Source organism: Novosphingobium album (ex Liu et al. 2023), assembly GCF_029076845.1.
Classification (GTDB): domain Bacteria; phylum Pseudomonadota; class Alphaproteobacteria; order Sphingomonadales; family Sphingomonadaceae; genus Novosphingobium.
In genome coordinates this window covers 192,123-218,447 of record NZ_JARESE010000020.1, presented here as the reverse complement: position 1 = coordinate 218,447, position 26,325 = coordinate 192,123, and the positions used below count along the sequence as shown (strand labels likewise).

Below are 26,325 nucleotides of genomic sequence, written 5' to 3'. Positions count from 1 at the left end.
CCCGTTGACAGCGGGCGGTCGCAGTCCGATGTTGCATTGCAATGGACGACGACGACCGACCGCGGCGGCGGTTGCCGGGGCAAGACCTTGGAGCCGCCAGTCTCCTCGCCGGCGAGAGCCTTGAGAGCTATTCGCTGGACGAACTCGACGCACGCGTCGTTCTTCTCGAAACCGAGATCGCGCGCGTGAAAGCGCATCGCGGCCAGGCTTCGGCCCACATGCGGGCGGCCGAAGCGCTGTTCGGACCCAGGCGGGGATGATTTCCGGGCGCCTCCTCGCAGCTTTCCCTGAGCTTCCTATATGGGAAGCGTTAGCCCCCCTTAGTTCAGACTCTCCGCGCAATGGAGAGTCCCCCTCCGGCATGAAAGAGCTTTAGATGCCAAGTTTCGCCCAAAGCCTCGAAAAGACACTGCATTCGGCATTGTCGCACGCGTCCGACCGCAGTCATGAATACGCGACGCTCGAGCACCTGCTGCTGGCGCTGATCGACGATCCCGACGCGGCGCAAGTGATGCAGGCATGTGGCGTGGATCTTGGCGATCTGGGCGATGTGGTGCGGCAGTATCTCGATCAGGAATACCAGTCGCTCAAGACCGAGGAAAAGGGCGATCCCGCCCCCACCGCCGGTTTCCAGCGGGTGATCCAGCGCGCCATCCTGCACGTCCAGTCCTCGGGCAAGGACACCGTGACCGGCGCCAACGTGCTGGTCGCGCTGTTTTCCGAGCGCGACAGCTACGCCGTCTATTTCCTGCAGCAGCAGGACATGAGCCGGCTCGACGCGGTGAGCTATATCAGCCACGGCATCGGCAAGGGCGGCCGCCGGATCGAGGATCGCACGCCCAAGGGCAGCGAGGAACAGGCGCCGCAGGCCGAGGAGAAGTCCGAGGCCAAGAGCGGCAGCAAGAAGGATTCGGCGCTTGACCAGTTCTGCGTCAATCTCAACGAGAAGGCGCTGAACGGCAAGGTCGATCCGCTGATCGGGCGCGGCCCGGAAGTGGATCGCACGATCCAGATCCTGTGCCGCCGTTCGAAGAACAACCCGCTCTACGTGGGCGATCCGGGCGTGGGCAAGACCGCCATCGCCGAGGGTCTGGCGCGCAAGATCGTCGAGGGCGAAGTGCCCGAAGTGCTTGACGAGGCGGTGATCTATTCGCTCGACATGGGCTCGCTGCTGGCCGGCACGCGCTATCGCGGCGACTTCGAGGAGCGCCTGAAGCAGGTGGTCTCCGAGCTGGAGAAGATGCCGCACGCGATCCTGTTCATCGACGAGATCCACACCGTGATCGGCGCCGGCGCCACCAGCGGCGGGGCGATGGACGCATCAAACCTGCTCAAGCCCGCGCTTTCGGGCGGGACGATCCGCTGCATCGGCTCGACCACCTACAAGGAGTTCCGCAACCACTTCGAAAAGGACCGCGCGCTGCTGCGCCGGTTCCAGAAGATCGACGTGAACGAGCCGACGATCGAGGATACCGTCAAGATCCTCAAGGGCCTGCGCACCGCCTTCGAGGAGCACCACAAGGTCAAGTACACGCCCGAGGCGATCAAGACCGCGGTCGAGCTTTCGGCGCGCTACATCAACGATCGCAAGCTGCCCGACAAGGCGATCGACGTGATCGACGAGGTTGGCGCGATGCAGATGCTGGTGCCCCCCAGCCGCCGCAAGAAGACGATCACCGGCCGCGACATCGAGGCGGTGATCGCGACGATGGCGCGCATCCCGCCCAAGTCGGTCAGTTCGGACGACAAGAAGGCGTTGGAGAATCTCGAGCGTGACCTGAAGCGCGTCGTCTATGGCCAGGACAAGGCGATCAGCGTGCTGGCCACCGCGATGAAGCTGTCGCGCGCGGGCCTGCGTGACCCGGACAAGCCGATCGGCTCGTTCCTGTTCTCCGGCCCCACCGGCGTCGGCAAGACCGAGGTCGCCAAGCAGCTCGCCTCGATCATGGGCATTCCGATCCAGCGCTTCGACATGTCGGAATACATGGAGCGGCACAGCGTTTCGCGGCTGATCGGCGCACCTCCGGGCTATGTCGGCTTCGACCAGGGCGGCCTGCTCACCGATGCGATCGACCAGCAGCCGCATTGCGTGCTGCTGCTCGACGAGATCGAGAAGGCGCACCCGGACCTGTTCAACATCCTGCTGCAGGTGATGGACAATGGCCGGCTGACCGACCACCACGGCAAGACCGTCGATTTCCGCAACGTCGTGCTCATCATGACGACCAACGCGGGCGCTTCGGACATGGCGCGGCAAGGCATCGGCTTCGGCGACGTCTCGAAGGAGGACGCGGGCGACGAAGCGGTGAAACAGATGTTCACCCCCGAGTTCCGCAACCGCCTCGATGCGATCGTGCCGTTCGCCTATCTCGGCAAGGACACCGTCAGCCGCGTGGTCGACAAGTTCATCCTCCAGCTCGAACTGCAGCTGGCCGACCAGAACGTCCACATCCAGTTCGATGGCGATGCCCGCGAATGGTTGGGCGAGCGCGGCTACGACAAGCTCTATGGCGCGCGGCCGATGGCCCGCCTGATCCAGGAGAAGGTCAAGCAGCCGCTGGCCGAGGAACTGCTGTTCGGCAAGCTGGCGCATGGCGGCGAGGTCCACGTCTCGGTCAAGGAAGACGCGCTCTCGTTCGAACTGACGCCGGCCGCGCCCAAGGTGGTGCGCAGCAAGAAGAAGGCGCCGACGAAGAAGGTGGCTCGCAAGGCCGGATCGGAGTCGGAAACCAGCTCCGACGAATAAGCGCCGCGAGCCGAAGACCTGAAAAAACGGGGTGGTATCGCCAGCGGTTCCGCCCCGTTTCGCGTGGATCGCCAGCGTGCTCGGGGATTTGAAACTTGATGCCGATCAAGGCGGTAGCTTTACCGGCCGCCTAGCGATATCCCTTCCAGAACCCCCGAGAGAGCGAGACGTGCCGACACCCGCCGCCGAACAGATCCCCGACACGCCGTTCTATCGGCTTGGCGGCCACGCCACGATGGAAGCGATCTGCAACCGCTTCTACGATCTTATGGAATCCGAGCCCGAATACGCCGAGCTGCGCGCGATGCACGCGGCCGATCTGGCGCCCATGCGCCAGTCGCTGCCGCTGTTCCTCGCCGGCTGGTCGGGCGGCCCGCGTGACTGGTTCGCGGCCAATCCCGGCCGCTGCATGATGTCGATCCACAAGCCGTTCACGATCGGCCCGGACGTGGCCGGGCAATGGGCCGAGGCGATGAAGCGCGCCATCGCCGATGTCGCGCCCGAGCCGGCCGACATGGCCCGGGCCATGGGCGAAGTGCTGGAAAACCTGGCGCGCGGCATGGCCCGGCCATGATGGCGAAAACGGGAACGAATCGGGTCAGGAACGCGAATATTGATTGATACCGGCGCCCGCGCGCCGTAATCCTCGATCATGAAGCCCAAATTGCTGACGACACTGCCCACCTATACCGGCGGGCTGTTCCTGGCTGACGCGATCGCCGGAATTACCGTGGCGATGGTGGCGATCCCGCTGAGCATCGCCATCGCCATCGCTTCGGGCACGGACCCGGCCAAGGGCCTGATCACCGCGATCGTCGGCGGCTTCGTGATCTCGCTGCTGGGCGGCAGCCGCGTGCAGATCGGCGGGCCGACCGGCGCCTTCATCGTCGTGGTCTATGGCGTCATCGCGCAGCACGGCTATGACGGGCTGGTGCTGGCCACGCTGATGGCAGGCGCGATCCTGCTGATCGCGGGGCTGCTGCGGGTGGGCAACCTGATCGCCTTCGTGCCCGAAGCGGTGGTGAACGGCTTCACCATCGGCATCGGCGTGATCATCGCCAGCGGCCAGCTCAAGGACTTCATGGGCCTGCAGGCGGCCAACCTGCCCGCCGAGTTCCTGCCCAAGATGGAAGCGCTGTGGCACGCGCGCGCGACGATCAACTGGACGGCCTGTGCCGCGGGCGCCGCATCGCTGCTGCTGCTGGTGGGGCTGCGGCGGCTGTTCCCCCGCGTGCCCGGCCCGATCTTCGCGCTGGCGCTGGTCTCGGTCGTGGCGATGGTTCTGGGCTTGCCGATCGATACGATCTTCTCGCGCTATGGCACGCTGCCCAGTACCTTGCCGGTGCCGGCGCTGCCCACCGTCAGCTTCGCGCGGCTGATGGAACTGCTGCCCTCGGCCTTCGTCATCGCCTTCCTCGCGGCGATCGAATCGCTGCTTTCGGCCATCGTCGCCGATCGGATGATCGAGGGTTCGCATCGCCCCAACGCCGAAGTGCTGGCGCAGGGCTGGGCCAATATCGCTTCCGCGCTGTTCGGCGGCCTGCCCGCGACCGGCGCGATCGCGCGCACCGCCACCAACGTGCGCGCTGGCGGGCGGACGCCAGTGGCCGGCATGGTCCACGCCGTGACGATCCTGATCGTGATGATGCTGGCCGCGCCGCTGGCGGGCTATCTGGCGATGCCCGCGCTCGCGGCGCTGCTGCTGATCACCGCCTGGAACATGAGCGAGCCGCACAAGTGGCGCGGATATTGGTCGGAACCGCTGGCGGACCGGCTGCTGCTGATCCTGACGCTGGTGCTGACGGTGCTGGCCGATCTGACCGTGGCGATCGGCGTAGGCGTCGGACTGGGCCTGGCGCTGCGGCTGCGTGACGGCAAGCTCAACGCGCCGGAGTGGCACACGCCCGATCGCTAGAGGCGATCGAGGCGGCTGCGGCCCCGCGTCGCTAAATCTCCACCCTGAACTGCTTTTCGCGAGAAGTTGCGCCGCGCAACAACTCGACCCGGCTGGGCGCGATGGCCAGCGCCGTGGCCAGCAGTTCGCGCACCGCTTCGTTGGCCTTGCCGTCCTCCGGCTTGGCGCGGACCTTGGCGGCAAGCCGCCCGTCGGCGATCTCCAGCGCTTCCCCGCGCGCGCCGGGGGTGACGCGCACCGTCAGCCGGCCTTCGCCATCGACCAGCGCGCGCACCGCCTCGGGCGGGGGCAGCACCGCGCGGGGCCGCGCCATCAGCGATCGAGGCCGAGCGCCCCGGCGTGAATCCCGGCGTTGATGACATAGCCCTTCACGCCGGCCTGATTCGCCGCGATGGCGGCATCGTCCAGATCGCGCGCGTGCTTGGCCGGCCGGCCGATCCACAGCTCGCGCGGCCCGATCGCCTTGCCCGGCGTCAGCATCGCGCCCGCGCCCAGCATCCCGTCCGAAGCGATGCGGCAGCCATCCATCACGATCGCGCCCAGGCCGACGAAGGCCCGGTCTTCCAGAACGCAGCCATGGACCATGGCCATGTGGCCGATCAGCACGTCATCGCCGATGATCGTGGGAAAGCCATCCGGGTTGCCGGGCTTGGGGCTGTCGCAATGGACCACGGTGCCGTCCTGGATATTGCTGCGCGCGCCGATGACGACGCGGTGCGCGTCGGCGCGGATCACGCAGTTATACCAGATGCTGGCATCGGGCCCGATCTCGACATTGCCGATGATGCGGCAGCCGGGCGCGATGAAGGCGCTGGAATGGATGCGCGGCGCCTTGCCGTTGATCGCGGCCAGCGTGATATCGGTGCGGTTGGCGGTCATAAGTTCCCCAGCAGCCTGTTCCAGCGGATATACGGCAGGATCGAGGCGTGATCATCTGTCCAGGCGCGCGGCGCCGGTGGTTGCAGGTCTTCCCATGGCGCAGAAGGGTCGGTCTGTTCAAGCGCCACCAGCCGCATCGGATCGTGCGAGATCGCCACCCATGAGGATGCGACCAGATTGATCCCGTCCGGCGGAATGTCCTTGCGCACCCTGACGTCAAGCCCGCGTTGCTTCGCGATAGCGGCCAGGATCGGCTCCAGCTCGATATAGCGGTTCGAGATGTGGACCAGCAGCAGGCCCTTGTCGGTCAGGGCATCGAGATAGACACCCACCGCCTCGTCCGTCAGCAAGTGCAGCGGAATCGCGTCCGACGTGAAGGCATCGACCGCCAGCACATCGAACGACGCGCGCGGTGCGCGTTCCAGATCGAGCCGCGCGTCGCCCAGCACCACGCGGGCATCAGGCGCGCAATCGCGCAGATAGGTAAACGTGCCTTGCCGCGAATAGCGCAGCACCACCGGGTCGATCTCGAAGAAGGTCCAGCGCTGGCCGGGCAGGCGCAGGCAGGCGAGCGTGCCGGTGCCGAGCCCGACCACGCCGACGCGCGCATCGCGGCCATAGAGCCGGGGCACGGCGCGCATGGCGATGCCCACGCCCGATGTCGGGCCGTAATAAGTCATCGCATCGCGCAGCCGCGCCGGATCGGTCGATTGCTGGCCGTGCAGCGTCGTGCCGTGGACCAGCAGGCGCATCTTCTGCTCGGGATAGTCGTGCACGGTATAGATGCCGAAATAGCTGCGGGTGCGCAGCCCGTCGAGCGTGGTCTGGATCGTCTCCACCCCGCCTTGCGCCAGCATCATCGCCGCCAGCACCGCGATATAGGCCCCGCGCCAGTGCAGCAGCATCAGGCCAAGGCCGGTCAGCATCACGGTGAGGAAAACGCGCGGCAGGCCCGGATCGGCCGCCGCCGCGACGTCATAGAGCAGCCAGGCGAGGAACGCGGTCATGGCCAGCAGCAGGCCCACCGCGATCCGCGCGAGGCCGGGATCGAGATCGGGCAAGCCGCGCCAGCCGAGCACTTCGGGCAGCGGCAGCACCAGCGCGGCGGCCAGGATCAGCAGCGGATGCTCCCACACCCAGTCGAATGCGACCGGCGCGACCAGCGCGGTGAAGGCTCCGCCCAGGGCGCCGCCGGCCGACATGACGAAGTAGAACAGCGTCAGCCGCGAAGTGCCGGGGCGCAGCTCATAAAGCCGGGCGTGGAGCGCGATCGCGATCACGAACAGCAGCAGGCAACTGCCCACCGCGATCGTCATCGTGCCCGAATTGCGCGAGAGCATGGCGAAGCTGCCAGCGAACAGCACCACCGCCGGCGCCGCCAGCATGACGCCGCGCGCCGCCAGCCGCCTGTCCGAAAAGGCGATGACGAAGCTGAGCAGGTAAAGCCCGAGCGGGATGACCCAGAGCAGCGGCATGGCGAAGATATCGGTGGTGAGATGCGTCGTGGTCGAGAGCATCAGCCCCGAAGGGATCGCCGACAGCGCGAGCCAAAGCGCGATCCGGCGCCAGCCGATCGGCTCGGCCGGCTCGGCGGCGGCGGCGCTGGCGCTCGCGGCACCACCGGCGCGCCAGCGCGCGCCGGCCGCCAGCGCCACCAGCACGATCAGCGCCGCGTAGCCCAGGCTCCAGACCACGCTCTGCGCGTGGAGCGACAGCAAGGGCTCCGCCAGCAGCGGATAGGCGATCAGCCCGGCAAAGCTGCCGATGTTCGACGCGGCATAGAGCGACCATGGCTCGCCCGCGGCAGGGCTGGCGGCGAACCAGCGCTGCATCAGCGGCGCCTGCGCGGAAACGACGAAGAACACCGGGCCCACCGTCAGCACGAAGAGCAGCGGCACCCAAAGCACTTCCCAGCCGGGAACGGGTGGCGGCAGATCGGCCAGCCGCAGCGGCAGGATCACCGCCGCCAGCAGCAGCAGCGCCAGATGCAGCCCCGCCTGCCGCCGCAAGGGCCAGCGCGAAAGCCAGTGCGCATAGGCATAACCGGCCAGGAGCAGCGCCTGATAGACCAGCATCGCACTGTTCCAGACATTGGGCGCGCCGCCAAGGCGCGGCAGCGCCATGCGCGCGACCATCGGCTGGACCAGGAACAGCAGGAAGCTGCCGACCAGGATCGTCGCGACGAACAGCGCGCGGCGGGCAGGCACGGTCACGGCGCTACCGGCGCGGTCCGGCGACGGGGGCGGCGGGCCATGGTCGCGGAATCGGGCGTCCGGCCGCGATCACGCGCCCAGCAGGCGCGCCGCATGCGCCGCGTGATAGGTCAGCACACCCGAACAGCCCGCGCGCTTGAAGGCAAGCAGGGTTTCGAGGACGAGCGCATCGCGATCACCCGCGCCGGCAGCCACCGCCGCCTCGATCATCGCGTATTCGCCCGAGACCTGATAGGCGAAGACCGGCACCTCGAAGCGCTCCTTCACCCGGCGGACGATATCGAGATAAGGCAGCCCGGGCTTGACCATGACGCTGTCAGCGCCCTCGGCCAGATCCAGCGCGACTTCGCGCAAGGCTTCCTCGCTGTTGCCGGGGTCCATCTGGTAGGTCTTCTTGTCGCCCTTGAGCAACCCGCGCGAGCCGACCGCGTCGCGGAACGGGCCATAGAAGGCCGAGGCGTATTTGGCGGCATAGCTCATGATCTGGACATTGGCGTGCCCGGCGCCTTCCAGCGCGACGCGAATCGCCCCGATGCGGCCATCCATCATGTCGGAAGGGGCGATGATGTCGGCTCCGGCCGCCGCCTGGTTCAGCGACTGGCCGACCAGCGCTTCCACCGTGACGTCATTGAGCACATAGCCGGCATCGTCGATCAGCCCGTCCTGCCCGTGGCTGGTATAGGGATCGAGCGCGACATCGGTGAGCACGCCGATGGCATCGCCCACCGCATCGCGGATCGCGCGCGTGGCGCGACACATCAGATTGTCCGGGTTCAGCGCCTCCCGCCCGTCCTCGCTGCGGCGTTCCGGCTGGGTGTGGGGGAACAGCGCCAGGCAGGGAATGCCCAGCGCCACCGCTTCGCGCGCGCGCGCGGCAATGCCGTCAAGCGACCAGCGCGAGACGCCGGGCAGCGAGGCGACGGGTTCTTCCACGCCGTGGCCTTCGGTGATGAACAGCGGCCAGATCAGATCGGCGGGAGTCAGCAGCGTTTCGCGGTGGAGCGCGCGGCTCCACCCGGACGCGCGCGCGCGGCGCAGGCGGGCATGGGGATATGCGGGAGTCATGGCCGGCCAATAGCCGGAAAATCACCGTGGCTTCAATCGGTCCGATCGCCTGGCGGTGCGATCGCCGCTGCCGCAGGCCCGCGTCAGGGCTTCGGCCCGGCGGGCGCCACCACGGCGCGCGGCAAGGCCGCCCGGTCAATCTCGCGCCCGATCGCGCGCGCGGGGCCGGCCTCCACGGGGCCGCCGGGCGCGATGGCGCCCAGCGCCGCGCCGGGGCGAACCGCCATCAGCGCGGCCAGCCGGGCCTTGAACGCGGCCTGTTCCTTGCCGTCGATCTGCGGGCGCGAGACGAAGCGGATCGACAGCGGATTGATCGTGCGGCCACCCTGATAGGCTTCGAAATGCAAGTGCGGCCCGGTCGAAAGCCCGCTCGATCCGACATAGCCGATCACTTGCCCGGCCCGCACATGCGTGCCGCCCGCCACCGCGATGCGGCTCATGTGGGCATAGCCGGTGCCCATGCCGTCGCCATGGTCGATCCGCACGTAATTGCCATGGCCGCCGTGACGCCCGGCATAGACCACGGTGCCATCGCTGACCGCGTAGATCGGCGAGCCATAGGCGGCGCCGAAATCGATGCCCGCGTGCATCCGCACATAGCCCAGGATCGGGTGGCGGCGCATCCCGAAGCCCGACGTGATCCGCCCGGCGACCGGCGCGCCGGTGACGCGCGATTCGTTGCGGCCGATGCCCGAAGCCTCGAAGAACTGGCCATCGCCGCCCCAGCGCAGCAACTGGAGGCGCGGCTTGCCATCGCGCAACAGCCCCGCATAGAGCAGCGCGCCCACTTGCCGCTCGCCCCTGGCGGAGCGCTTGTATTCCACCACCAGATCGAACTGGTCATCCGCGCGCAGATCGTTCTCGATGCTGAGGTGCTGGTCCACCGTGCGCAAGTAGGACTGGATCGCGGCAATCGGCGCCCCGGCATTGCGGGCCGATCGGTAAAGGCTGACGCCCACGGGCGCCCGGATGCGCAGCGGCGTGGCATCGACCGTGATCGGATGGCGCACCAGCGCAAGGCCGCCCGCGCCGCGCTCTATCGACAGGTCGAGATCGAAGCGCGCGCGGAAATCCATGCTGTCGAGCGCGCGCGGCGCCCCCGGCGCGGCGCGGCGGCCCAGCGTGATGTCGAATTGCGTGCCCGGCGCGATATCGCCCGGCGGCAGGGCATTGCCCACCAGTTGCGTCACCCGGCCGATATCGCCCGCCCCCAAGCCGGCGCGTTCGAGCATCCGGGCGAAGCTGTCGCCCTGCCCCAGCGTCGAGACGAGTTCCACGGTCGGCCGTTCCGGCGCGTTGCGCAGCGCGTGGACGAAAGGCGTCGCGCCCATGTGGCGGCCACTGTCGCTGCCGAGCGCGAGCGGCATGATCATCTGGCTGCGGAATTCGTCGCGCACCGCGTGATCCACCGGCATCGCCGTCGCGGCCTCGACCGCCGAGAGATCGGGCCAGAAGGCGATCGCGACGACGCCGAGCGCCACCATCGTGCCCAGCCCGCGAAACCATGTGCCGCTGCCGATGTCCTGCGCCAGATCGGGCGCGAGATCGACCCGGTGGCACCAGCTTTCCACGCCATGGCGCAAGGCATCGATCCGTTCGCGGAAGGAAGCACGGGAAACCGGCGAGGCATCGCGCGGGGCGGCGGCAAGCACTTGCGCGTGCGACAGCGCGGCGACGCCTGCCGCGCCGCCTGCCCGATCGCCATCACCGCACGTTTCCAGCGCCTTGAACAACGCTCGACCCCACCTTGCGCCCGTTTCGGGCACGTCTGGAAACGTCCCTGCGCCTTCAAGGTTAATCGACCGCTAACGCTGGATAAGAGTGTGTCGGGAAATGCGCCTTTCGGCGCATGGCGGCACCAGCCCACGTCCCCACCCGGCCTCCCACGAAAGTATACCGTCATGGGAGGCCGGGTGGGGACGTGGGCTGGTGCCGCAACGAAATGCGCTCTTCCGCGCATTTCCCGACACACGCCCACAAACCGTCGCGACTCGGCAACGCGCCACTTGCTAGCGGCCAGCGGCAATGCCAGATTGGCTGCGAGATGGTTTCCAGACCGCCTGCCAGTTCGCGTAGCGCCGCCTCCCCGAAGGTGAAGGCAGTGCTTGGCCCCACCAATACCGGCAAGACCCATCTCGCGATCGAGCGGCTTTGCGCGCATTCGAGCGGGGCGATCGGCTTTCCGCTGCGGCTGCTGGCGCGCGAGGTCTATGACCGGGTCTGCGCAATCAAGGGCGCGTCGCGCGTCGCGCTGATCACCGGCGAGGAGCGCATCGAGCCCAGGGACGCGCGCTGGCTGCTCTGCACCGCCGAGGCGATGCCGGTGATCCATGACAGCCTGGCCTTCGTTGCCATCGACGAGGCGCAGCTTGCCGCCGATCGTGAGCGCGGGCACATCTTCACCGACCGGCTGCTGCACGCGCGCGGCCGCGACGAGACGATGATCCTGGGTTCATCGACGCTCGAACCGATGGTGCGCGCGCTCGTGCCCGAAGCGGAGATCGTCACGCGCCCGCGCTTTTCCACGCTGCGCCATGCCGGCGCGAAAAAGCTGAGCCGGGTGCCGCCGCGCAGCGCGATCGTCGCCTTCTCGGCCGAGCAGGTCTATGCCATCGCCGAGATGCTGCGCCGCTTCCGGGGCGGCGCGGCGGTGGTGATGGGCGCGCTGAGCCCGCAGACGCGCAATGCCCAGGTCGCGCTCTACCAGTCGGGCGAGGTCGATTACCTCGTGGCCACCGACGCGATCGGCATGGGCCTCAACCTCGATATCGAGCATGTCGCCTTCGCCGGGCTCGCCAAGTTCGACGGGCAGCGCCATCGCCGGCTGACCACGGCCGAAATGGCCCAGATCGCCGGCCGCGCCGGCCGCCACCAGCGCGACGGCACGTTCGGCACGCTCGCGGGCGGGCACCACGCGGCCGAATTCGCCGACGAGGAAGTCTACGCGATCGAGGAGCACCGCTTCCCGCCGCTGACCAGGCTGTTCTGGCGCGAGCCGGAACCGCGCTTCGATTCGATTGCCACGCTGATCGCCGATCTGGAAGCCCCGCCCGACGCGCCCGAGCTTGCCCCCGCGCCCGAGGCGATCGACCTGGCCGTGCTCAAGCGCCTGGCCGACGAGCCCGAAGTGCTCGACACGCTGCGCGCACCCGGCATGGTGCGGCGCTTCTGGGAAGCCTGCTCGCTGCCCGATTTCCGCCAGCAGGGCACAGAAACCCATTCGCGCTTCGTCGCCCGGCTGTGGCAGGATCTGCGCCATGGCGAGCTGGGCGCCGATTACGTGGCGCAGGCCATCGCCCAGCTCGACAACACATCGGGTGATATCGACACCTTGCAGGGCCGCATCGCCGCGATCAGGAGCTGGGCCTACATCGCGCAGCGCCCCGACTGGGTGCTGGCGCGCGACGAGATGGCGGCGCGCGCCCGCGCGGTGGAAGCGCGCCTGTCCGACGCGCTGCACGGCAAGCTGACCGAACGCTTCATCAACCGGCGCACCGCCGTGCTGATGCGCAAGCTCGGCCCCGATGCCGGCCTGCTTTCGGTGCGGCTGGAGGACGAGGAAGTGCTGGTGGAGGGCGAGCACATCGGCAGCTTGCGCGGCTTTACCTTCCACGTCGATCCGGGCGCGCGCCATTCGGATCGCAAGCTGCTGCTGGCGGCGGCCGAACGCCACGTGCCGGCCCTGCTGGAACAGCGCGCCGAAGCGCTGGTCGAGGCGATCCATCGCGGCGATCCGGCGCTGCGGCTCGACCGGGGGGTCATCGTCTGGGACGAGGAGCGGCTGGCCCGGCTAGCGCCGGGGCGCAGCCTGCTCACGCCGCAGATCGTACCCGAGCGCGCGGTGGACGGCTTGCCGGCGCCCGCGCGCAAGCCCCTGATCGCCGCGCTCGAAGTCTGGCTCGACAAGGCGCTGGAACCGCTGGCGCCGCTGCGCAAGCTCGATGCAGCCAGCCGCGCGCCCGAAGCGGGGCCGGAACTGCGCGCGCTGCTGATCGCGCTGGTGGAGGCCGGCGGCATGATCGAGCGCGAGCGATCCGCCGTGGACCGGCTCGACAAGACGCAGCGCGCGATGCTCAACCGGCTGGGCGTGCGGGTGGGCGCGCTCGATATCTTCGCCCCTGCGATGTTGCGGCCCGGCCCGATCGCGCTGTGGCGCGAGATCGCGGCGGCGGCCGGCCAGCCGCCGCGCTGCGATGCGCCCGATGCGGCGATGCCGCCCGCGCTGCCGGCGACGCGCCAGCACCGCACGCCCGGCTATCGCAACCTGGGCCAGCAGCTCGTCCGGCTCGACATGGCCGAAAAGCTGCTGCGCGAGGCGCATGACGCGCGCGTGCCGGCGGGCAAGCGGCCTTTTGCGCTCAGCCCTTCGCGCGCGGTTTCGATGGGGCTGACCACCGCCAGCTATGCGCGGCTGCTCCGCCTGGGCGGTTTCCAGCCGGTGATGGCCCGGCCGCTGGCCGAAGGCGCGCATGGCCCGCCGGCGCCGGTGCGCTGGCGTTGGCGGCCGCCGCGCCGGCAGGTCGTTGCCGCCCAGCCGCCGCCCGCGCGCCGGGATGGCGCTTTCGCCGCCCTGGCCGAGCTGGTGCGCTGATGCCGCCCAGGCGGTGCGCGGCATGAGGATCGACAAGCTCCTCTGGTTCCTGCGGCTGGCCCGGACGCGCGGCGTGGCGCAGGCCATGGCCGAGGAAGGGCACATCCGCGTCAACGGCCGCAGAATCGACCGCGCCCACGCCAGGATCACTCCCGGCGACGTGCTCACCCTGCCGGTCGGCCACGGCGTGCGCGTGATCGAGGTGTGCGCCCTGCCGGTGCGGCGCGGCCCCGCGCCCGAGGCGCAGGAGTGCTATAGAGTGCTTGACGAGACGCGTGCGAATCCCATAGCAGCGGCCAGTCGCAATGAGTAGGTGAAGAGGGGATTTCGCAGCCATGACTTATGTCGTCACCGACGCCTGCATCCGCTGCAAGTATATGGATTGCGTGGAAGTCTGCCCGGTGGACTGCTTCTATGAGGGCGAGAACATGCTCGTCATCAACCCCAGCGAGTGCATCGATTGCGGCGTCTGCGAACCGGAATGCCCGGCCGAAGCGATCCTGCCCGATACCGAAAGCGGGCTGGAGCAATGGCTGGAGCTGAACGCGAAGTATTCCGCCGAATGGCCCAACCTCACCTCGAAGAAGGATTCGCCCGCCGACGCGGACGAGTTCAAGGGCGAGGACGGCAAGTTCGAGAAGTACTTCTCGCCCGAGCCCGGCACCGGCGACTGAGCCGGTAACTTTCCCCGTCAGGCCTGTCCCGATCCGGCCCCGATCCAGCAATGCCGGACGGGGCGGACGCGCTGGCGTTCTCGCCTCTGGCAATTTTGTTACAGCGCTGCTATATACGGACTTCGCTGCCGGGGCGTCCGCCCATTTCGGCAGGCGTTTCATTGAGAGGCAGGGTTCGAAAGCACACGGTTGGGATGCATATCTGACCGGCGGCGAAGGCTTTCACTCGCCCCGGGGTCGCATCCCCGTCGCGCTGTTTTACGAAGCCTGCAGGTGAAAGGACGATACATGGCAGCCAAGGCCAACGCCTTCGATGTTGGAGATTACGTCGTTTACCCGAAGCACGGTGTCGGTCGGGTTATCGAGCTTCAGAACCAGGAAATCGCTGGGATGCAGCTCGAACTTTATGTTCTGCGGTTCGAGAAAGAACGTATGACGCTGCGGGTCCCGGTCAACAAGGTTGAAGCGATCGGGATGCGCAAGCTGTCTTCGGACAAGACGCTGCGCGAAGCGCTCGATACGCTGAAGGGCAAGCCCAAGGTGAAGCGCACCATGTGGTCGCGCCGCGCCCAGGAATACGAAGCCAAGATCAACTCGGGCGATCTCGTCTCGATCGCGGAAGTGACGCGCGACCTGTTCCGCGCCGACGACCAGCCCGAGCAGAGCTATTCGGAACGCCAGATCTTCGAGGCCGCGTCCTCGCGCCTCGCCCGCGAGCTCGCGGCGATGGAAAAGACCGACGAACCGGCCGCGCTCAGGAAGATCCTCGAAATCCTCAACGAGCACGCCCCCAAGTACTACGAGAACACCGAAACCGCCTGAACCAGCGCGTTGCGATGATCCCGGCAGGCCGCTTCCGCCAGGAGGCGGCCTTCCTGTTTGCCGGGCCCGCGTGGGCGCGCGCCGCTTCGTTCATTGCCCCGACACGGTGGCGGTGGCACTGTCGCCGCCATGCCCCGCCCCCATTGCTCCGCCGCCCTTGTCCTCGCCGCGCTGCCCGCGCTTTCGGGGTGCCTTGCCAAGACCGTGATCGACGTGGCGACCGCGCCCGTGCGAGTCGCCGGCAAGGCGGTCGACCTGGCGACGACCAGCCAGTCCGAAGCCGATGAAAAACGCGGCCGCGAAATCCGCAAGCGCGAGGAACGGCTGGGCAAGCTCCAGCGCGCCCATGACCGGCATATGCGCGATTGCGAAAACGGCGACGACGACGCCTGCGACCGCGCGCGCGAGGAATACAGCGAAATGCAGGACCTGATGCCGGGCGTGCCTTACGAACCGCGTTAGGGCCGATCGCCATTCAGAAGATGACGTGCCGGAAATGGGGGTTTTTTGCGGCGCGGAGCGCGGCGTATCAATAGTACGTGAGCACCGGAAGCGCGGAAAATCGCCATTTGCAGGCCCTCAGGGCTGAATGGCGAGCGGCCCTTAAGCAGCGGCGCGGCGCAGCCGATCGTTGATCGCCGCGCCGATGCCTTCCCAAGGGATCGGCGCCACCGCGATGCGCGGCCGCGCGGCGCCGGCCGCTTCGTGGAGCAACGCGTAAAGCCGCGCGGCGGCTTCGGCCAGATCGCCGGTGGGCGAAAGATTGGCATCCCCCGGCACGGCGCCAAAGCCGATGTGGAACTCGTCCGGCCCGGCCGCGCACGCATCCAGCCGCACCGGCTTGCCGGGCGCGTAATGGCTGGCAAGCTGGCCGGGGGCCTCGATCGCGGCTGACGTCACGGCTTCGGCCGCGCCGCCCAGCACCGCGCGCAGATCAGCCTCGGCGATCGGGCCGGGCCGCAGCACTTGCCATCCCCCGCCTTCGCGCAAGGCGACGATGGTCGATTCGATCCCCGCCGCGCAAGGCCCGCCATCGAGCACCAGATCCACCCGATCGCCCAGCGAGGCCGCGACATGCGCCGCCGTCGTCGGGCTCACCGCGCCGCTGCGATTGGCCGATGGCGCCGCCAGCGGCACCCCCGCCGCGCGCAGCACCGCGCGCATCACCGGATGCGCGGGGCAGCGCAGCGCGACCGTTGGCAGGTTCGCCGTCACGGCGGCGGCCAGCGCGGCATCGGCGCGGCGCGGCAGGACCATGGTCAGCGCGCCGGGCCAGAAGCGTTCGACCAGGCGATGGGCGCGCGCATCGAACACGGCCAGCCGCTCCGCCGCCGCGACATCGGCCACATGGACAATCAGCGGATTGAAATCGGGCCGGCCCTTGGCACGATAGATCGCGGCGACCGAGGCAGCGGCATCGGCCCGCGCGGCCAGGCCATAGACGGTCTCGGTCGGCAGCGCGACAAGCCCGCCCGCGCGCAAGCGCGCCGCCGCCACGGCAATCCCGCGCGGATCAGCGGCAAGTATCTGGGGTCGGCTGGTGCCCGGCATGACCCGCCGCTATAGGCGAGCGGAAAGAATGCCAAGGAAAAGCATACCATGAGCTTCACGCCCCCGACCGAGGAACAAGTCTTCGCCCTGCGCATCAGCGCCGGAATCGCCGAACTGGCCAGCCACGCCCGCTTCGCGGCGGCCAGCGACGATCTGATCGAAGCGGTCGTCGCGGGCGCCGGCCAGTTCGCGGCCGGCGAATGGGCGCCGCTCAACCGGATCGGCGATAGCGAGGGCGCGCGGCTGGCCGAAGGCGGGGTGTCCCTGCCCGAAGGGTTCGCCGCGGCCTATCGCGCTTATGTCGAGGCAGGATGGGGCGGCATGGCCGCACCGGAGGACCAGGGCGGACAGGGCCTGCCCCTCGCGCTCGCCATCGCCGCGTTCGAGAACCTGGGCACGGCCAACATGGCCTTTTCGCTGCTGCCCATGCTGACGCTGGGCGCGATCGAGGCGCTGGTCCACCACGGCAGCGCAGCGCAGCAGGCCCTGTACCTTCCCAAGATCGTGACGGGCGAATGGTCCGGCACGATGAACCTTACCGAGCCACAGGCCGGCAGCGATGTCGGCGCGCTGCGCACCACCGCGACGCCGATCGCCACAGGGCCCCACGCCGGCAAGTATCGCATCGCCGGCACCAAGATCTTCATCACCTGGGGCGAGCACGAACTGACGCGGAACATCATCCACCTGCTGCTGGCCCGCACGCCCGGCGCGCCCGCCGGATCAAAAGGCATATCGCTGTTCATCGTCCCCAAGTTCCACGTGGAACCCGATGGCACGCTTGGCGCGCGCAACGACTTGCGCGCCGTGGGGCTGGAGCACAAGCTGGGCATCCACGCCTCGCCCACTTGCGTGATGAGCTATGGCGACAACGGCGAATGCATCGGCGAACTGGTGGGCGAGGAATGCGGCGGCCTGCGCGCCATGTTCACGATGATGAACCACGCGCGGATCAATGTCGGCGCGCAAGGCGTGCAGATCGCCGAGCGCGCTTTGCAGCAAGCCGGGGCCTATGCCCGCGAACGCGTGCAATCGGCGCGGGCCGGCGCGGGGGACAAGACCCCGGTGGCCATTGTCGAGCATCCCGACGTGCGGCGAATGCTGCTGCGGATGCGGGCCTTGACCGAAGGCGCGCGCGCCCTGCTCTATTACACCGCCGGGCAAGTCGATCGCGGCACGCTGGGCGATAGTGCCGCGCATCGCCGCGCCGATCTGCTGGTGCCGCTGGTCAAGGCGTGGTGCACCGACATCGGCGTCGAAGTGGCCAGCCTGGGCATCCAGGTCCACGGCGGCATGGGCTTCATCGAGGAAACCGGCGCGGCGCAGCACCTGCGCGACGCGCGGATCGCGCCGATCTATGAAGGAACCAACGGCATCCAGGCCGCCGATCTGGTCACGCGCAAGCTGGGCATGGAGGGCGGCGGCGTGCTCTTCGCCTTGCTGGACGAGATCGCGGCGGACGCGGATGACGTCATGGCGCTTGCCGATTTGTGCAAGGATTGCAAGGCGATCGGCGAGTGGATGGGATCGGCCGCCAGCCTTGACGACAAGCTGGCGGGAAGCGTGCCGTTCCTCGCCATGTGCGCCAGCGCGATCGCCGGCTGGCAATTGCTGCGGCAGGCCCGCGCCGCCAAGGCGACTGGCGGCGATTCGCTGGCGCGCGCCAAGGACGTGGTTTCGCGCTATTTCCTGGACCATCTGGTGCCCGAGGCGCGCGGGCTGAAACAGGCCGCGATAGGCGGTGCCGGGCTGCTCTATGCGCTTTCCGCCGAGGAGCTGGCGCGATGACCGATCAGGGCGATCCTCTGGCCCGTATCGCCAATGCGCTCGAACGGCTGAGCCCGCCCGCGCCGGTGCCGACCGACTGGCTGGCCGCGCCGGCCTATGTCTGGACCGGCAGCGCGGCGCGCGCGGTGGACCGGCTCGATGCCCCGGCCCTCGCCCTGCTGCGCGGGATCGAGCGGCAGAAGGAAACGGTGGTGGCCAATGTCGCGCGCCTCGCGGCGGGGCACGCGGCGCACGACATGCTGCTGTGGGGCTCACGCGGCATGGGCAAGTCGGCCGTGCTGCGCGCGGCAGTGAAGGCCGCGCAGCAGACTCATGCGGGTCGCCTCGCGCTGGTGCAAGTGGCGCAGGAAGCCCTGTCGGGCGTGAGCGCGTTGTTCGCCACGCTGGGGCATGTCGATCGACGCTTCCTCGTCTTCGTCGATGATCTCGGCTTCGAGGAAGGCGATGGCAACGGCCCCCGGCTGCTGCGCTCATGGCTGGAAGGCGGCGTCGAGGCACGGCCGGGCAATGTCCGGCTGGCGGTGACGTCAAACCGCCGGGCGATCGTGGCCCGCACCCTGTCCGAGCAGGACGACCCGATCAATCCGCGAGACGCGGTGGACGACCGGCTGGCGCTGGCCGATCGCTTCGGCCTTTCGATCGGCTTCCACAATTGCAGCCAGGACGATTACCTCGCGATCATTGCCGGCTATGCCGAGGACTTGGCGCTCGACTGGGAGCAGGCCGACGCGCTCGAATGGTCAAAACGGCGCGGTGCCCGCTCGGGCCGCGTCGCCTGGCAATATGTCGTGGAACTGGCCGGCCGCGCGGGCAGGGCGATCTAGGGCCGGGGAATCCGGGCGGGGCCGTGCGACGACCGGATGGCCCGCCGCGACGGCCGGGCCCTCAAGGCAATTGCCGGTCCGCGCCGCCGGAGAAATCGGCCTCGAACTGCCGCGTCGGGTCCTTGATCTCCTGCTGCGGCTGCATGTGCCCGGTGACGACCGGGCGGGGCCCCGCCGATGGCCTGGCGCCGGGCGCCAGCACGCGCCAGATCACGCCGGCGGTATCGTCGCTGAGCAGCAAGGCGCCCTTGCCGTCCCAGGCCAGCCAGGTCGGGCGGCCACGGGTCTCGCCCGTGCCGGGCTTGAGGAAGCCGGACAGCACCGGCACCGCCTTGCCGTTCGGATTGCCGTTGGCGTCGAACGGCACGAAGACCAGGTCATAGCCGGCGGGCGGCTGGCGGTTCCACGAACCATGCCGCGCGATGAAAGCCCCGTTGGCAAAGGCATCGCCCATCAGGTTGCCGCTGGCCGAGAACACCAGCCCCAGGACCGAAACGTGCGCGCCCATCGCGTATTCGGGCTTGCGCGTATATTCGAGCATGTAGGTTTCCATGGGCCACTGCACGCGATCGTCGAAATTGTTCTTCCAGTAGACCCACGGCCAGCCATACTGCGCGCCGACCGGCACATTCGTGAGGTAATCGGGCACCAGATCGGGGCCGAGCATGTCGCGCTCCTGCACCACGGCCCACATCTCCCCGGTCGAGGGGTTCCAGGCCATGCCGTTGGGATTGCGCATCCCCGCCGCGTATTGGCGGCGGCGGCCGGTGTCGGTGTCGATTTCCCAGATCGCGGCGCGGCCCGATTCGGCTTCCATGCCTTCGTCGGCGATGTTCGTCGCCGATCCGACCGCGACGTAGAGGTGCTTGCCGTCAGGGCTCAACAGCAGGTTGCGCATCCAGTGATTGCCGCCCGCCGGCAGTTCCATCACTTGCCGGGGCCGGCCGGCCAGTCGCGTCACGCCGGGCTGGAAGGCGAAAGCCAGCACCGCGTCATGATTGGCGATGTAGAGCGTGCCGTCGCCATAGGCCATGCCCGACGGCGATTGCATGTCCGCGCTGCGGAAATCGAAGCGCTGTTCGGCCTTGCCGTCGCCATCGCCGTCGCGCAGCAGCACGATCTTGTTGGGCGAAGCCTCGCCGGCGCCCACCCGGTTCATCGCCAGCTTCATGAAATAGCCGGCGATCCCGCCGCCCGCGCGCGGCGGCGAACTGGTTTCGGCGACAAGCACATCGCCATTGGGCAACGTCAGCATCGTGCGCGGATGGTCGAGCCCTTCGGCGAAGCGCGCCACCGCGAGGCCCTTGGCCGGCAGCGGCGCCTCGTTGGCCGCCCAGCCCACCGGCTTGACCAGGCTCACGGCGGGAATGCGGCGCGGTTCCGGCTCGACCAGCAAGGGCTCCTTGCCCATCGTCGCCTCGATCGGCTTGTCCGATGGACTGCCGTACCAGACATAGCCGATGAAGGCTCCGATCAGCACGACAAGGATGCCAAGGGCGACGAGCAGTTTTTTGAGGATGGGGCGCATGGCGCTGAAATAGGCCGGGCCGGCCTATGCGGCAACCGCCCGTTGCGCTATTCCGGCGCCGATGTTCGACTTTGCCGCCGATCCCGATCAGCCCAAGCCCATGTTGTACAACGCGCTGGCCCGTGCCGCCGATGCGCTGGTCGAGGGGGAGCGTGACACCGTCGCCAACATGGCGAACATCGCCGCGCTGATCTGGCAATTCGTCCCCCGGCTCAACTGGGCCGGATTCTATCGTGCGGTCGGCGATGAGTTGGTGCTGGGCCCGTTCATCGGCAAGCCGGCCTGCATCCGCATTCCCTTCGGCCGGGGTGTGTGCGGCACGGCCGCCGCGACCGGCGCGACGCAGCTTGTGGCCGATGTCCATGCCTTTCCCGGGCATATCGCCTGCGACGCGGACAGCCGGTCCGAACTGGTCGTGCCGGTGCTGGCGCACGGCAAGGTCATCGCCGTGATCGACCTCGACAGTCCCGAGCCCGCGCGCTTCGACGAAGCGGACGCGGCCGGCATCGAATGGCTCGCGCAAGTCGCCGCGCGCGCGATCTGAATCGCCGTCACATCCCCGCCCAGGCTGCACCGAAACGGGACAGCGTTAGCTATCGTTAGCTACCACGCTTGGTCTTCCCCGCTTTAGAGTGCTAAATTTCGCGTTAACGCCGGAATCCTTCCGGCTTTTGCGTTACGCGAAAGGGAGAGCCATGCGCCTTCGCCAGATTGCCCAGACCGCATCCGCCGCGGCGGCCGCGATGATCGTTTTCGGCGCCGCGCCGGCCTTTGCCCACGATGGCCATCATCGCGATGACCGGCCCGAATGGCACGAAGACCGCCCGGATGGCTATCCCGGCCACGCGATGCCCCGCCAACCGATGATCGACCCGCAGGCCCGCGCGGCATGGCTGGCGGATTGCCGTCAGCGCGTCTCGCATCGCGACAACGGGCTGGGCGGCGCGGCGATCGGCGGCCTGATCGGCGGGGTTGCCGGCAACCGCATCGCCGGCAAGGGCGATCGCACCGTCGGCACGATCGCGGGCGCGGCGGTAGGTGCCGCCGCCGGCATGGCGATCGACAAGGCCGAGGACCAGGGCCGTTCGCGTGACGAATGCGAAGCCTATCTCGACGATTACTACGCGCAATACAGCCGGGGCTATCCGGGTTACGGCTACCCCGGCTATGCCTATGGCGCGAGCTATCCGGGGTACGGCTATGGCTATCCGGCCTATGGCTATGGCAACGGGTGCTGCATGTCCGCCCCGGTGATGATGGTGCCGGTCCGGCGGGCGGAGCCGGAATGCACTGAGACCATCGAATATGTCTATGAAGACGTGCCGGTCCGCCCTCGCCCTCGCCCCGCTCCGCGCAAGCCCGTCAAGGTGGTGCCCGACAAGCGCGTGAAGGTCGTCCCGATCAAGTGATGTCGGTCGGAAATTAATCCATATATTTCAAAGCGATAATCGGCGGATTGGTCAGATCGATCCGCCGGTCAGGCGCTGGCAGATCAGGTCGAGCTGATCCAGCGTGCCATAGCGGATCGTCACGGTGCCCGATTTGGGATCGGCATCGGCGCTGATCCGCACGGGCAGGCCAAGGAATTCCTCAAGGTGCCCCTGCACCGCCGCGATATCGGCATCGTCCGCCGGATCGCGCGCGGTGCGCGCGCGCCGCGGAGCCGCCGCATCGCCACGCGCCTTCTTGCGCACCAGCTTTTCCACTTCGCGCACCGACATCTGCCTGGCAACGGCGGCCTCGGCGATCGCTTCGGCTTCGTCCGATCCGATCAGCGCGCGCGCATGGCCCATCGACAGCGCGCCTTTTTCCACCAGCGCGATCACCGGCTCGGGCAGCGCGAGCAGGCGCTGGAAATTGGCGACATGGCTGCGGCTCTTGTCGACCATCCGGGCGATCTCGGCCTGCGTCAGCCCTTCGAATTCGGCCAGCCGGTTATAGGCGCGCGCTTCCTCGATCGGGTTCAGATCCTCGCGCTGCAGGTTCTCGATCAGCGCCAGCGCCATGACCTCGCGCTCGGACAGTTCGCGCACCAGCGCTGGGATTTCGTGCAGCCGCGCTTTCTGCGCCGCGCGCCAGCGGCGTTCGCCGGCAACCAGTTGGTAACGGCCATTGTCCATGGCCCGCACGATCACCGGTTGGATCACGCCGCGCTGCGCGATCGAGGCGGCAAGCTCTTCCAGCGCGGCTTCATCGAAATAGCGGCGCGGCTGGTCCGGGTGCGGCGAGATTTCCGCGATCGGCAGCATGGCTAATCCCGTCGTCACGGTCGCGGGCCGATCTCCACCAGTGGACGGAGACGGCGCCAGCGGTTCCTCGCGCCGCGTCTCGCCCATCAGCGCGCCCAGGCCGCGCCCCAGCCCCTTGGGCTTCTGCCGGGGCGGTGATGCATCCTGCGGGGCCCGGGCCGAGATTCGCACAATCTGATCGTCGCTCATGCGGCTTTCCTCTTTTCGGGCAGGCGGGCGATCAGTTCGCGGGCCAGCGCCATGTAGGCGCGGCTGCCGGCGCAGGCATGGTCATAGATCAGCGCCGGCAAGCCATGGCTCGGCGCTTCGGACAATCGGACATTGCGCGGGATGGTCGTTTCGAACACCAGCTTGCCCAGGCACGAACGCACGTCTTCCGAGACCTGATCGGTCAGCCGATTGCGGCGATCGAACATGGTGAGGGCAATGCCGATGATGCCCAGTTCGGGATTGAAACGCTGCTGCACCCGCTCGACGGTCTGGAGAAGCTGGCTCAACCCTTCCAGCGCGAAGAATTCGCACTGCAGGGGCACCAGCAGCGTATCGGCGGCGGTCAGCGCATTGAGCGTGAGCAGGCCCAGCGACGGCGGGCAATCGACCAGGCAGATATCATAGCCGAAATCGCTGCGCAGCGCCTTGCTCAGCCGATGCGCGCGATCGTCCGCCCCCACCAGTTCGACTTCGGCGCCGGACAGGTCCACCGTGGCCGGGATGATATCGAGGTTGGGAATCTGGCTCGGCACGATGCAGCTTTCCACCGGCGCCTGATCGACCAGGATGTCATAGGAAGACCGCTCGCGGGCGGACGATGGCAAGCCAAGCCCGGTGGACGCATTACCTTGCGGATCGAGATCGAGCAGCAGGGTTTTCCAGCCGGTCGCCGCCAGCGCCGTGGCGACATTGATGGCCGTTGTCGTCTTGCCCACGCCGCCTTTCTGGTTGGCGATTGCAACGCGTATCACGTGCTCGTTCCCTTCCTGCCGGCCAGTGTTCCAACAATGATCCCGGCATCGGGATCGGTTAGCGACTGTTCCACGTGGAACATATGCCGCCATTTGCGGAGGTCTCGCAATTCTTGGACCGCCGACCGGCCCTTGGGCAACAGCCAATGTGTGTCGCTTGTGGAAAAGCGCGCGGATAACGCAAGCAATCGCTCAAGTGGTGCAAAGGCGCGTGCGGAAATCACCTTTGCGGTGAACGCCGGGACATTCTCGAGCCGCTCACCGATCACCACCGCCGAATCGAGGCCGAGATCACAGCGCGCGCGTTCCAGCCAATCGACTCGCCGCGCACGCGATTCGATCATGCGGACTTCGGTTTCGGGTAAGAGCGTGGCGACCACGAGACCGGGAAACCCCGCCCCGGTGCCCAGATCGAGCCATGGCGATGTTTCACGTGGAACGTGTGTGAGAAGCTGCGCGCTATCGGCGATATGCCTTTGCCACACTTGTTCCAGGCTGGCCTCCGACACCAGGTTCTGCCGCGCGTTCTCCTCACGCAGCAGCGCGACGAGGCGTTCGAGCCGCTCTATCGCCAGGTCATCGCAAGCGGGCAGCGTACGTAGCCACGCCTTGGCCGCCGCTTCGTCCCCGATCACGCGGCCTCGCGGCGGGCGTGGACCAGCAAGGCAGCAAGCGCCGCCGGCGTCACGCCGGGCACGCGGCCCGCCGCGGCAAGCGTCGCCGGGCGTGCCCGGTCAAGCCGTTCGACCATCTCGCGCGAGAGGCCGGGGACCGTGCCGTAAGGAAAGTCATCGCGCAGCGGCAAGGCCTCGCTCGCGCGCAACTCGCGCAGCTCGCGCTCCTGCCGATCGAGATAAGGCGCATAGGCCGCGTCTTCCGCCGCCTCATCCGCCAGATCGCCATCGGCCAGTGCTTCGGCATCGAGCCACGGGGTCAGCGCGGCAAGATCGACCCCACCAAACCGCAACCATTCGCGAATCGGCAAGTGTCCGGTGTCGTTGCGCACCGGCAGGCCCGCACGCGCGAGATCGACCGCCGGCACAATCGTGTCGAACGCACGGTCGATCCCGTCGCGCCGTTCCTCACGCCGGGCAAACCAGTCCCGCCGCGCCTCGCCCACCGCGCCGGCCTTCAAGGCCAGCGGCGTCAGCCGGGTCGCGGCATTGTTGGCACGCAGCCGCAAGCGGTATTCGGCGCGCGCGGTCAGCATCCGATAGGGCTCGCTCACCCCGTGCAATGTCAGGTCATCGATCATCACCGCCATATAGCTGTTCGACCGATCAAGCACGCTCACATCGCGATCGTGCACCGCCCCGGCCGCGTGCAGCCCGGCGACCAGCCCTTGCGCCGCGGCTTCCTCATACCCCGTGGTGCCGTTGATCTGACCCGCGCAATAGAGGCCGGGAATGTCGCGCAGTTCCAGGCTGGGCCGCAGCGCGCGCGGATCGATGTGATCGTATTCCACCGCGTAGCCGGCCAGCACCATCTCGACCCGCTCCAGCCCCTCCATCGTGCGCAGCATTTCAAGCTGAACCTCGGAAGGAAGCGATGTGCTCACGCCGTTCGGATAGATCAGCCGGGAATCGAGCCCCTCGGGCTCCAGGAAAACCTGGTGCCCATCGCGATCGGCGAAGCGATGGATCTTGTCCTCGATCGAAGGGCAATAGCGCGGCCCGCGCGCGTCGATCGCGCCGGAGAACAAAGGCGAGCGATGCAGGTTGTCGCGGATCACGGCATGGCTGTGCGGATTGGTGCGGGTGATCGCGCAGGCGAGCTGCGGGTTAACCCGCCCCTGCCCCATCGCCGACATCGTCCAGCCCTCACCGTCCGAAGGCTGTTCCTCCAGCCGGGCCCAGTCGATCGTGCGACCGTCAAGCCGGGGCGGTGTGCCCGTCTTGAGCCGCGCCATCGGCAGCGCCGCTTCCCGCAACTGGGCCGCGAGGACAAGGGCCGAAGATTCGCCGATCCGGCCGCCGACGATGCGCTCTTCACCCCGGAACAGCTTGCCGCCCAGGAACGTGCCCGTGCACAGGATCACCGCCTTGCCGGCAAGCCGCGTGCCGTCGGCAAGGTCGACGCCGGCCACGCGGCCTTGCGCGAGCACCAAGGCCGCCGCCTCGCCCTCGATCAGCGTGAGATCGCCTTGTTCCTTCAGCAACCGCTGGATCGCCGCCCTGAACAAACGCCGGTCCGCCTGGACGCGTGGCCCCTGGACCGCACTGCCCTTCGAGCGGTTGAGCATCCGGTAATGGATCGCCGCCGCATCGGCCGCGCGCGCGATCAGGCCGTCGAAGGCATCGACCTCGCGCACCAGATGGCCCTTGCCCAGACCGCCGATTGCCGGGTTGCAGCTCATCGCGCCGATCGTGGAGAGATTGAAGCTGACCAGCGCGGCGCGCGCACCCATCCGTGCCGCAACGGCAGCCGCTTCACAGCCGGCATGTCCGCCGCCGATCACGATCACGTCAAAGTTGTGCATGATGGCTGCCGCCTTACCCGAAGCGACCGGACGGGTCAA

Annotated in this window: 24 protein-coding genes; 13 read left to right on the top strand and 11 right to left on the bottom strand. The window is 68.2% G+C overall.

The window, feature by feature from the left end; translation table 11 throughout:
* Positions 1-41 precede the first annotated feature (41 nt).
* The 4 genes from PYV00_RS08725 to PYV00_RS08710 all read left to right on the top strand — a co-directional run bounded on the left by PYV00_RS08725 (position 42) and on the right by PYV00_RS08710 (position 4,661).
* Positions 42-260, top strand: coding sequence for a DUF1192 domain-containing protein (locus PYV00_RS08725; RefSeq protein WP_275227894.1), 219 nt, complete (start codon positions 42-44; stop codon positions 258-260).
* 116 nt (positions 261-376) lie between these two features.
* Complete coding sequence (gene clpA / locus PYV00_RS08720; RefSeq protein ID WP_275227893.1) at positions 377-2,746, top strand: ATP-dependent Clp protease ATP-binding subunit ClpA; 2,370 nt, start codon at positions 377-379, stop codon at positions 2,744-2,746.
* Between the two features lie 169 nt (positions 2,747-2,915).
* A complete protein-coding gene (locus PYV00_RS08715) occupies positions 2,916-3,320 on the top strand; it encodes a group II truncated hemoglobin (protein ID WP_275227892.1) in 405 nt (134 codons plus the stop codon).
* A 78-nt stretch (positions 3,321-3,398) separates the two neighbouring features.
* Entirely contained in the window at positions 3,399-4,661 is a 1,263-nt protein-coding gene (locus PYV00_RS08710; RefSeq protein WP_275227891.1) for a SulP family inorganic anion transporter, read from the top strand.
* A 31-nt stretch (positions 4,662-4,692) separates the two neighbouring features.
* Here the strand turns inward: PYV00_RS08710 and PYV00_RS08705 are convergent, their stop codons facing one another.
* From PYV00_RS08705 to PYV00_RS08685, 5 genes are all read right to left on the bottom strand, one after another.
* Positions 4,693-4,974, bottom strand: coding sequence for a DUF167 domain-containing protein (locus tag PYV00_RS08705; RefSeq protein WP_275227890.1), 282 nt, complete (start codon positions 4,972-4,974; stop codon positions 4,693-4,695).
* Positions 4,974-5,540, bottom strand: coding sequence for a gamma carbonic anhydrase family protein (locus tag PYV00_RS08700; RefSeq protein ID WP_275227889.1), 567 nt, complete (start codon positions 5,538-5,540; stop codon positions 4,974-4,976). Before PYV00_RS08700 ends, PYV00_RS08705 begins: the two co-directional genes overlap by 1 nt.
* Complete coding sequence (locus tag PYV00_RS08695; protein ID WP_275227888.1) at positions 5,537-7,753, bottom strand: spermidine synthase; 2,217 nt, start codon at positions 7,751-7,753, stop codon at positions 5,537-5,539. The genes PYV00_RS08700 and PYV00_RS08695 overlap by 4 nt, the downstream gene beginning before the upstream one ends.
* A gap of 69 nt (positions 7,754-7,822) precedes the next feature.
* Positions 7,823-8,818, bottom strand: coding sequence for a porphobilinogen synthase (hemB, locus tag PYV00_RS08690; RefSeq protein ID WP_275227887.1), 996 nt, complete (start codon positions 8,816-8,818; stop codon positions 7,823-7,825).
* Between the two features lie 83 nt (positions 8,819-8,901).
* A complete protein-coding gene (locus tag PYV00_RS08685) occupies positions 8,902-10,551 on the bottom strand; it encodes a M23 family metallopeptidase (RefSeq protein WP_275227886.1) in 1,650 nt (549 codons plus the stop codon).
* A gap of 311 nt (positions 10,552-10,862) precedes the next feature.
* Between PYV00_RS08685 and PYV00_RS08680 the strand changes: the two genes are divergently transcribed.
* The 5 genes from PYV00_RS08680 to PYV00_RS08660 all read left to right on the top strand — a co-directional run bounded on the left by PYV00_RS08680 (position 10,863) and on the right by PYV00_RS08660 (position 15,367).
* Positions 10,863-13,409 carry a helicase-related protein gene (locus PYV00_RS08680; RefSeq protein WP_275227885.1) on the top strand — a complete coding sequence of 849 codons (2,547 nt, stop codon included), beginning with the start codon at positions 10,863-10,865 and terminating at the stop codon, positions 13,407-13,409.
* Between the two features lie 22 nt (positions 13,410-13,431).
* Entirely contained in the window at positions 13,432-13,722 is a 291-nt protein-coding gene (locus tag PYV00_RS08675; protein ID WP_275227884.1) for an RNA-binding S4 domain-containing protein, read from the top strand.
* A gap of 22 nt (positions 13,723-13,744) precedes the next feature.
* Positions 13,745-14,083, top strand: coding sequence for a ferredoxin FdxA (gene fdxA / locus PYV00_RS08670; protein WP_275227883.1), 339 nt, complete (start codon positions 13,745-13,747; stop codon positions 14,081-14,083).
* 288 nt (positions 14,084-14,371) lie between these two features.
* Positions 14,372-14,905, top strand: a complete 534-nt coding sequence (locus tag PYV00_RS08665; RefSeq protein WP_275227882.1) for a CarD family transcriptional regulator — start codon at positions 14,372-14,374, stop codon at positions 14,903-14,905.
* A 129-nt stretch (positions 14,906-15,034) separates the two neighbouring features.
* Entirely contained in the window at positions 15,035-15,367 is a 333-nt protein-coding gene (locus tag PYV00_RS08660; RefSeq protein WP_275227881.1) for a hypothetical protein, read from the top strand.
* Positions 15,368-15,508: 141 nt separating this feature from the next.
* On the opposite strand, the gene PYV00_RS08655 is transcribed toward PYV00_RS08660, so the two are convergent.
* Positions 15,509-16,456, bottom strand: coding sequence for an L-threonylcarbamoyladenylate synthase (locus tag PYV00_RS08655; protein ID WP_275227880.1), 948 nt, complete (start codon positions 16,454-16,456; stop codon positions 15,509-15,511).
* 48 nt (positions 16,457-16,504) lie between these two features.
* Here PYV00_RS08655 and PYV00_RS08650 point away from each other — a divergent pair, with 48 nt between their 5' ends.
* Positions 16,505-18,244 carry an acyl-CoA dehydrogenase gene (locus tag PYV00_RS08650; RefSeq protein WP_275227878.1) on the top strand — a complete coding sequence of 580 codons (1,740 nt, stop codon included), beginning with the start codon at positions 16,505-16,507 and terminating at the stop codon, positions 18,242-18,244.
* Positions 18,241-19,068, top strand: a complete 828-nt coding sequence (locus tag PYV00_RS08645) for an ATP-binding protein (RefSeq protein WP_275227877.1) — start codon at positions 18,241-18,243, stop codon at positions 19,066-19,068. The genes PYV00_RS08650 and PYV00_RS08645 overlap by 4 nt, the downstream gene beginning before the upstream one ends.
* Before the next feature lie 61 nt (positions 19,069-19,129).
* On the opposite strand, the gene PYV00_RS08640 is transcribed toward PYV00_RS08645, so the two are convergent.
* Entirely contained in the window at positions 19,130-20,596 is a 1,467-nt protein-coding gene (locus PYV00_RS08640) for a PQQ-dependent sugar dehydrogenase (RefSeq protein WP_275227876.1), read from the bottom strand.
* Between the two features lie 61 nt (positions 20,597-20,657).
* Between PYV00_RS08640 and PYV00_RS08635 the strand changes: the two genes are divergently transcribed.
* Together PYV00_RS08635 and PYV00_RS08630 are read left to right on the top strand one after the other, a co-directional pair.
* Positions 20,658-21,140, top strand: coding sequence for a GAF domain-containing protein (locus tag PYV00_RS08635; RefSeq protein ID WP_275227875.1), 483 nt, complete (start codon positions 20,658-20,660; stop codon positions 21,138-21,140).
* 151 nt (positions 21,141-21,291) lie between these two features.
* Positions 21,292-22,005, top strand: coding sequence for a glycine zipper 2TM domain-containing protein (locus PYV00_RS08630; RefSeq protein ID WP_275227874.1), 714 nt, complete (start codon positions 21,292-21,294; stop codon positions 22,003-22,005).
* 51 nt (positions 22,006-22,056) lie between these two features.
* On the opposite strand, the gene PYV00_RS08625 is transcribed toward PYV00_RS08630, so the two are convergent.
* From PYV00_RS08625 to mnmG, 4 genes are read right to left on the bottom strand one after another with little or no spacing between them, the layout of a single operon-like run.
* Positions 22,057-23,034, bottom strand: coding sequence for a ParB/RepB/Spo0J family partition protein (locus PYV00_RS08625; RefSeq protein ID WP_275227873.1), 978 nt, complete (start codon positions 23,032-23,034; stop codon positions 22,057-22,059).
* Complete coding sequence (locus PYV00_RS08620) at positions 23,031-23,807, bottom strand: ParA family protein (protein WP_275227872.1); 777 nt, start codon at positions 23,805-23,807, stop codon at positions 23,031-23,033. The genes PYV00_RS08625 and PYV00_RS08620 overlap by 4 nt, the downstream gene beginning before the upstream one ends.
* Positions 23,804-24,442: a 16S rRNA (guanine(527)-N(7))-methyltransferase RsmG gene (gene rsmG / locus PYV00_RS08615; RefSeq protein WP_275227871.1), complete on the bottom strand. Its 639-nt coding sequence runs from the start codon at positions 24,440-24,442 to the stop codon at positions 23,804-23,806. The genes PYV00_RS08620 and rsmG overlap by 4 nt, the downstream gene beginning before the upstream one ends.
* Complete coding sequence (gene mnmG / locus PYV00_RS08610; RefSeq protein ID WP_275227870.1) at positions 24,439-26,286, bottom strand: tRNA uridine-5-carboxymethylaminomethyl(34) synthesis enzyme MnmG; 1,848 nt, start codon at positions 26,284-26,286, stop codon at positions 24,439-24,441. Before mnmG ends, rsmG begins: the two co-directional genes overlap by 4 nt.
* Positions 26,287-26,325: the final 39 nt, after the last annotated feature.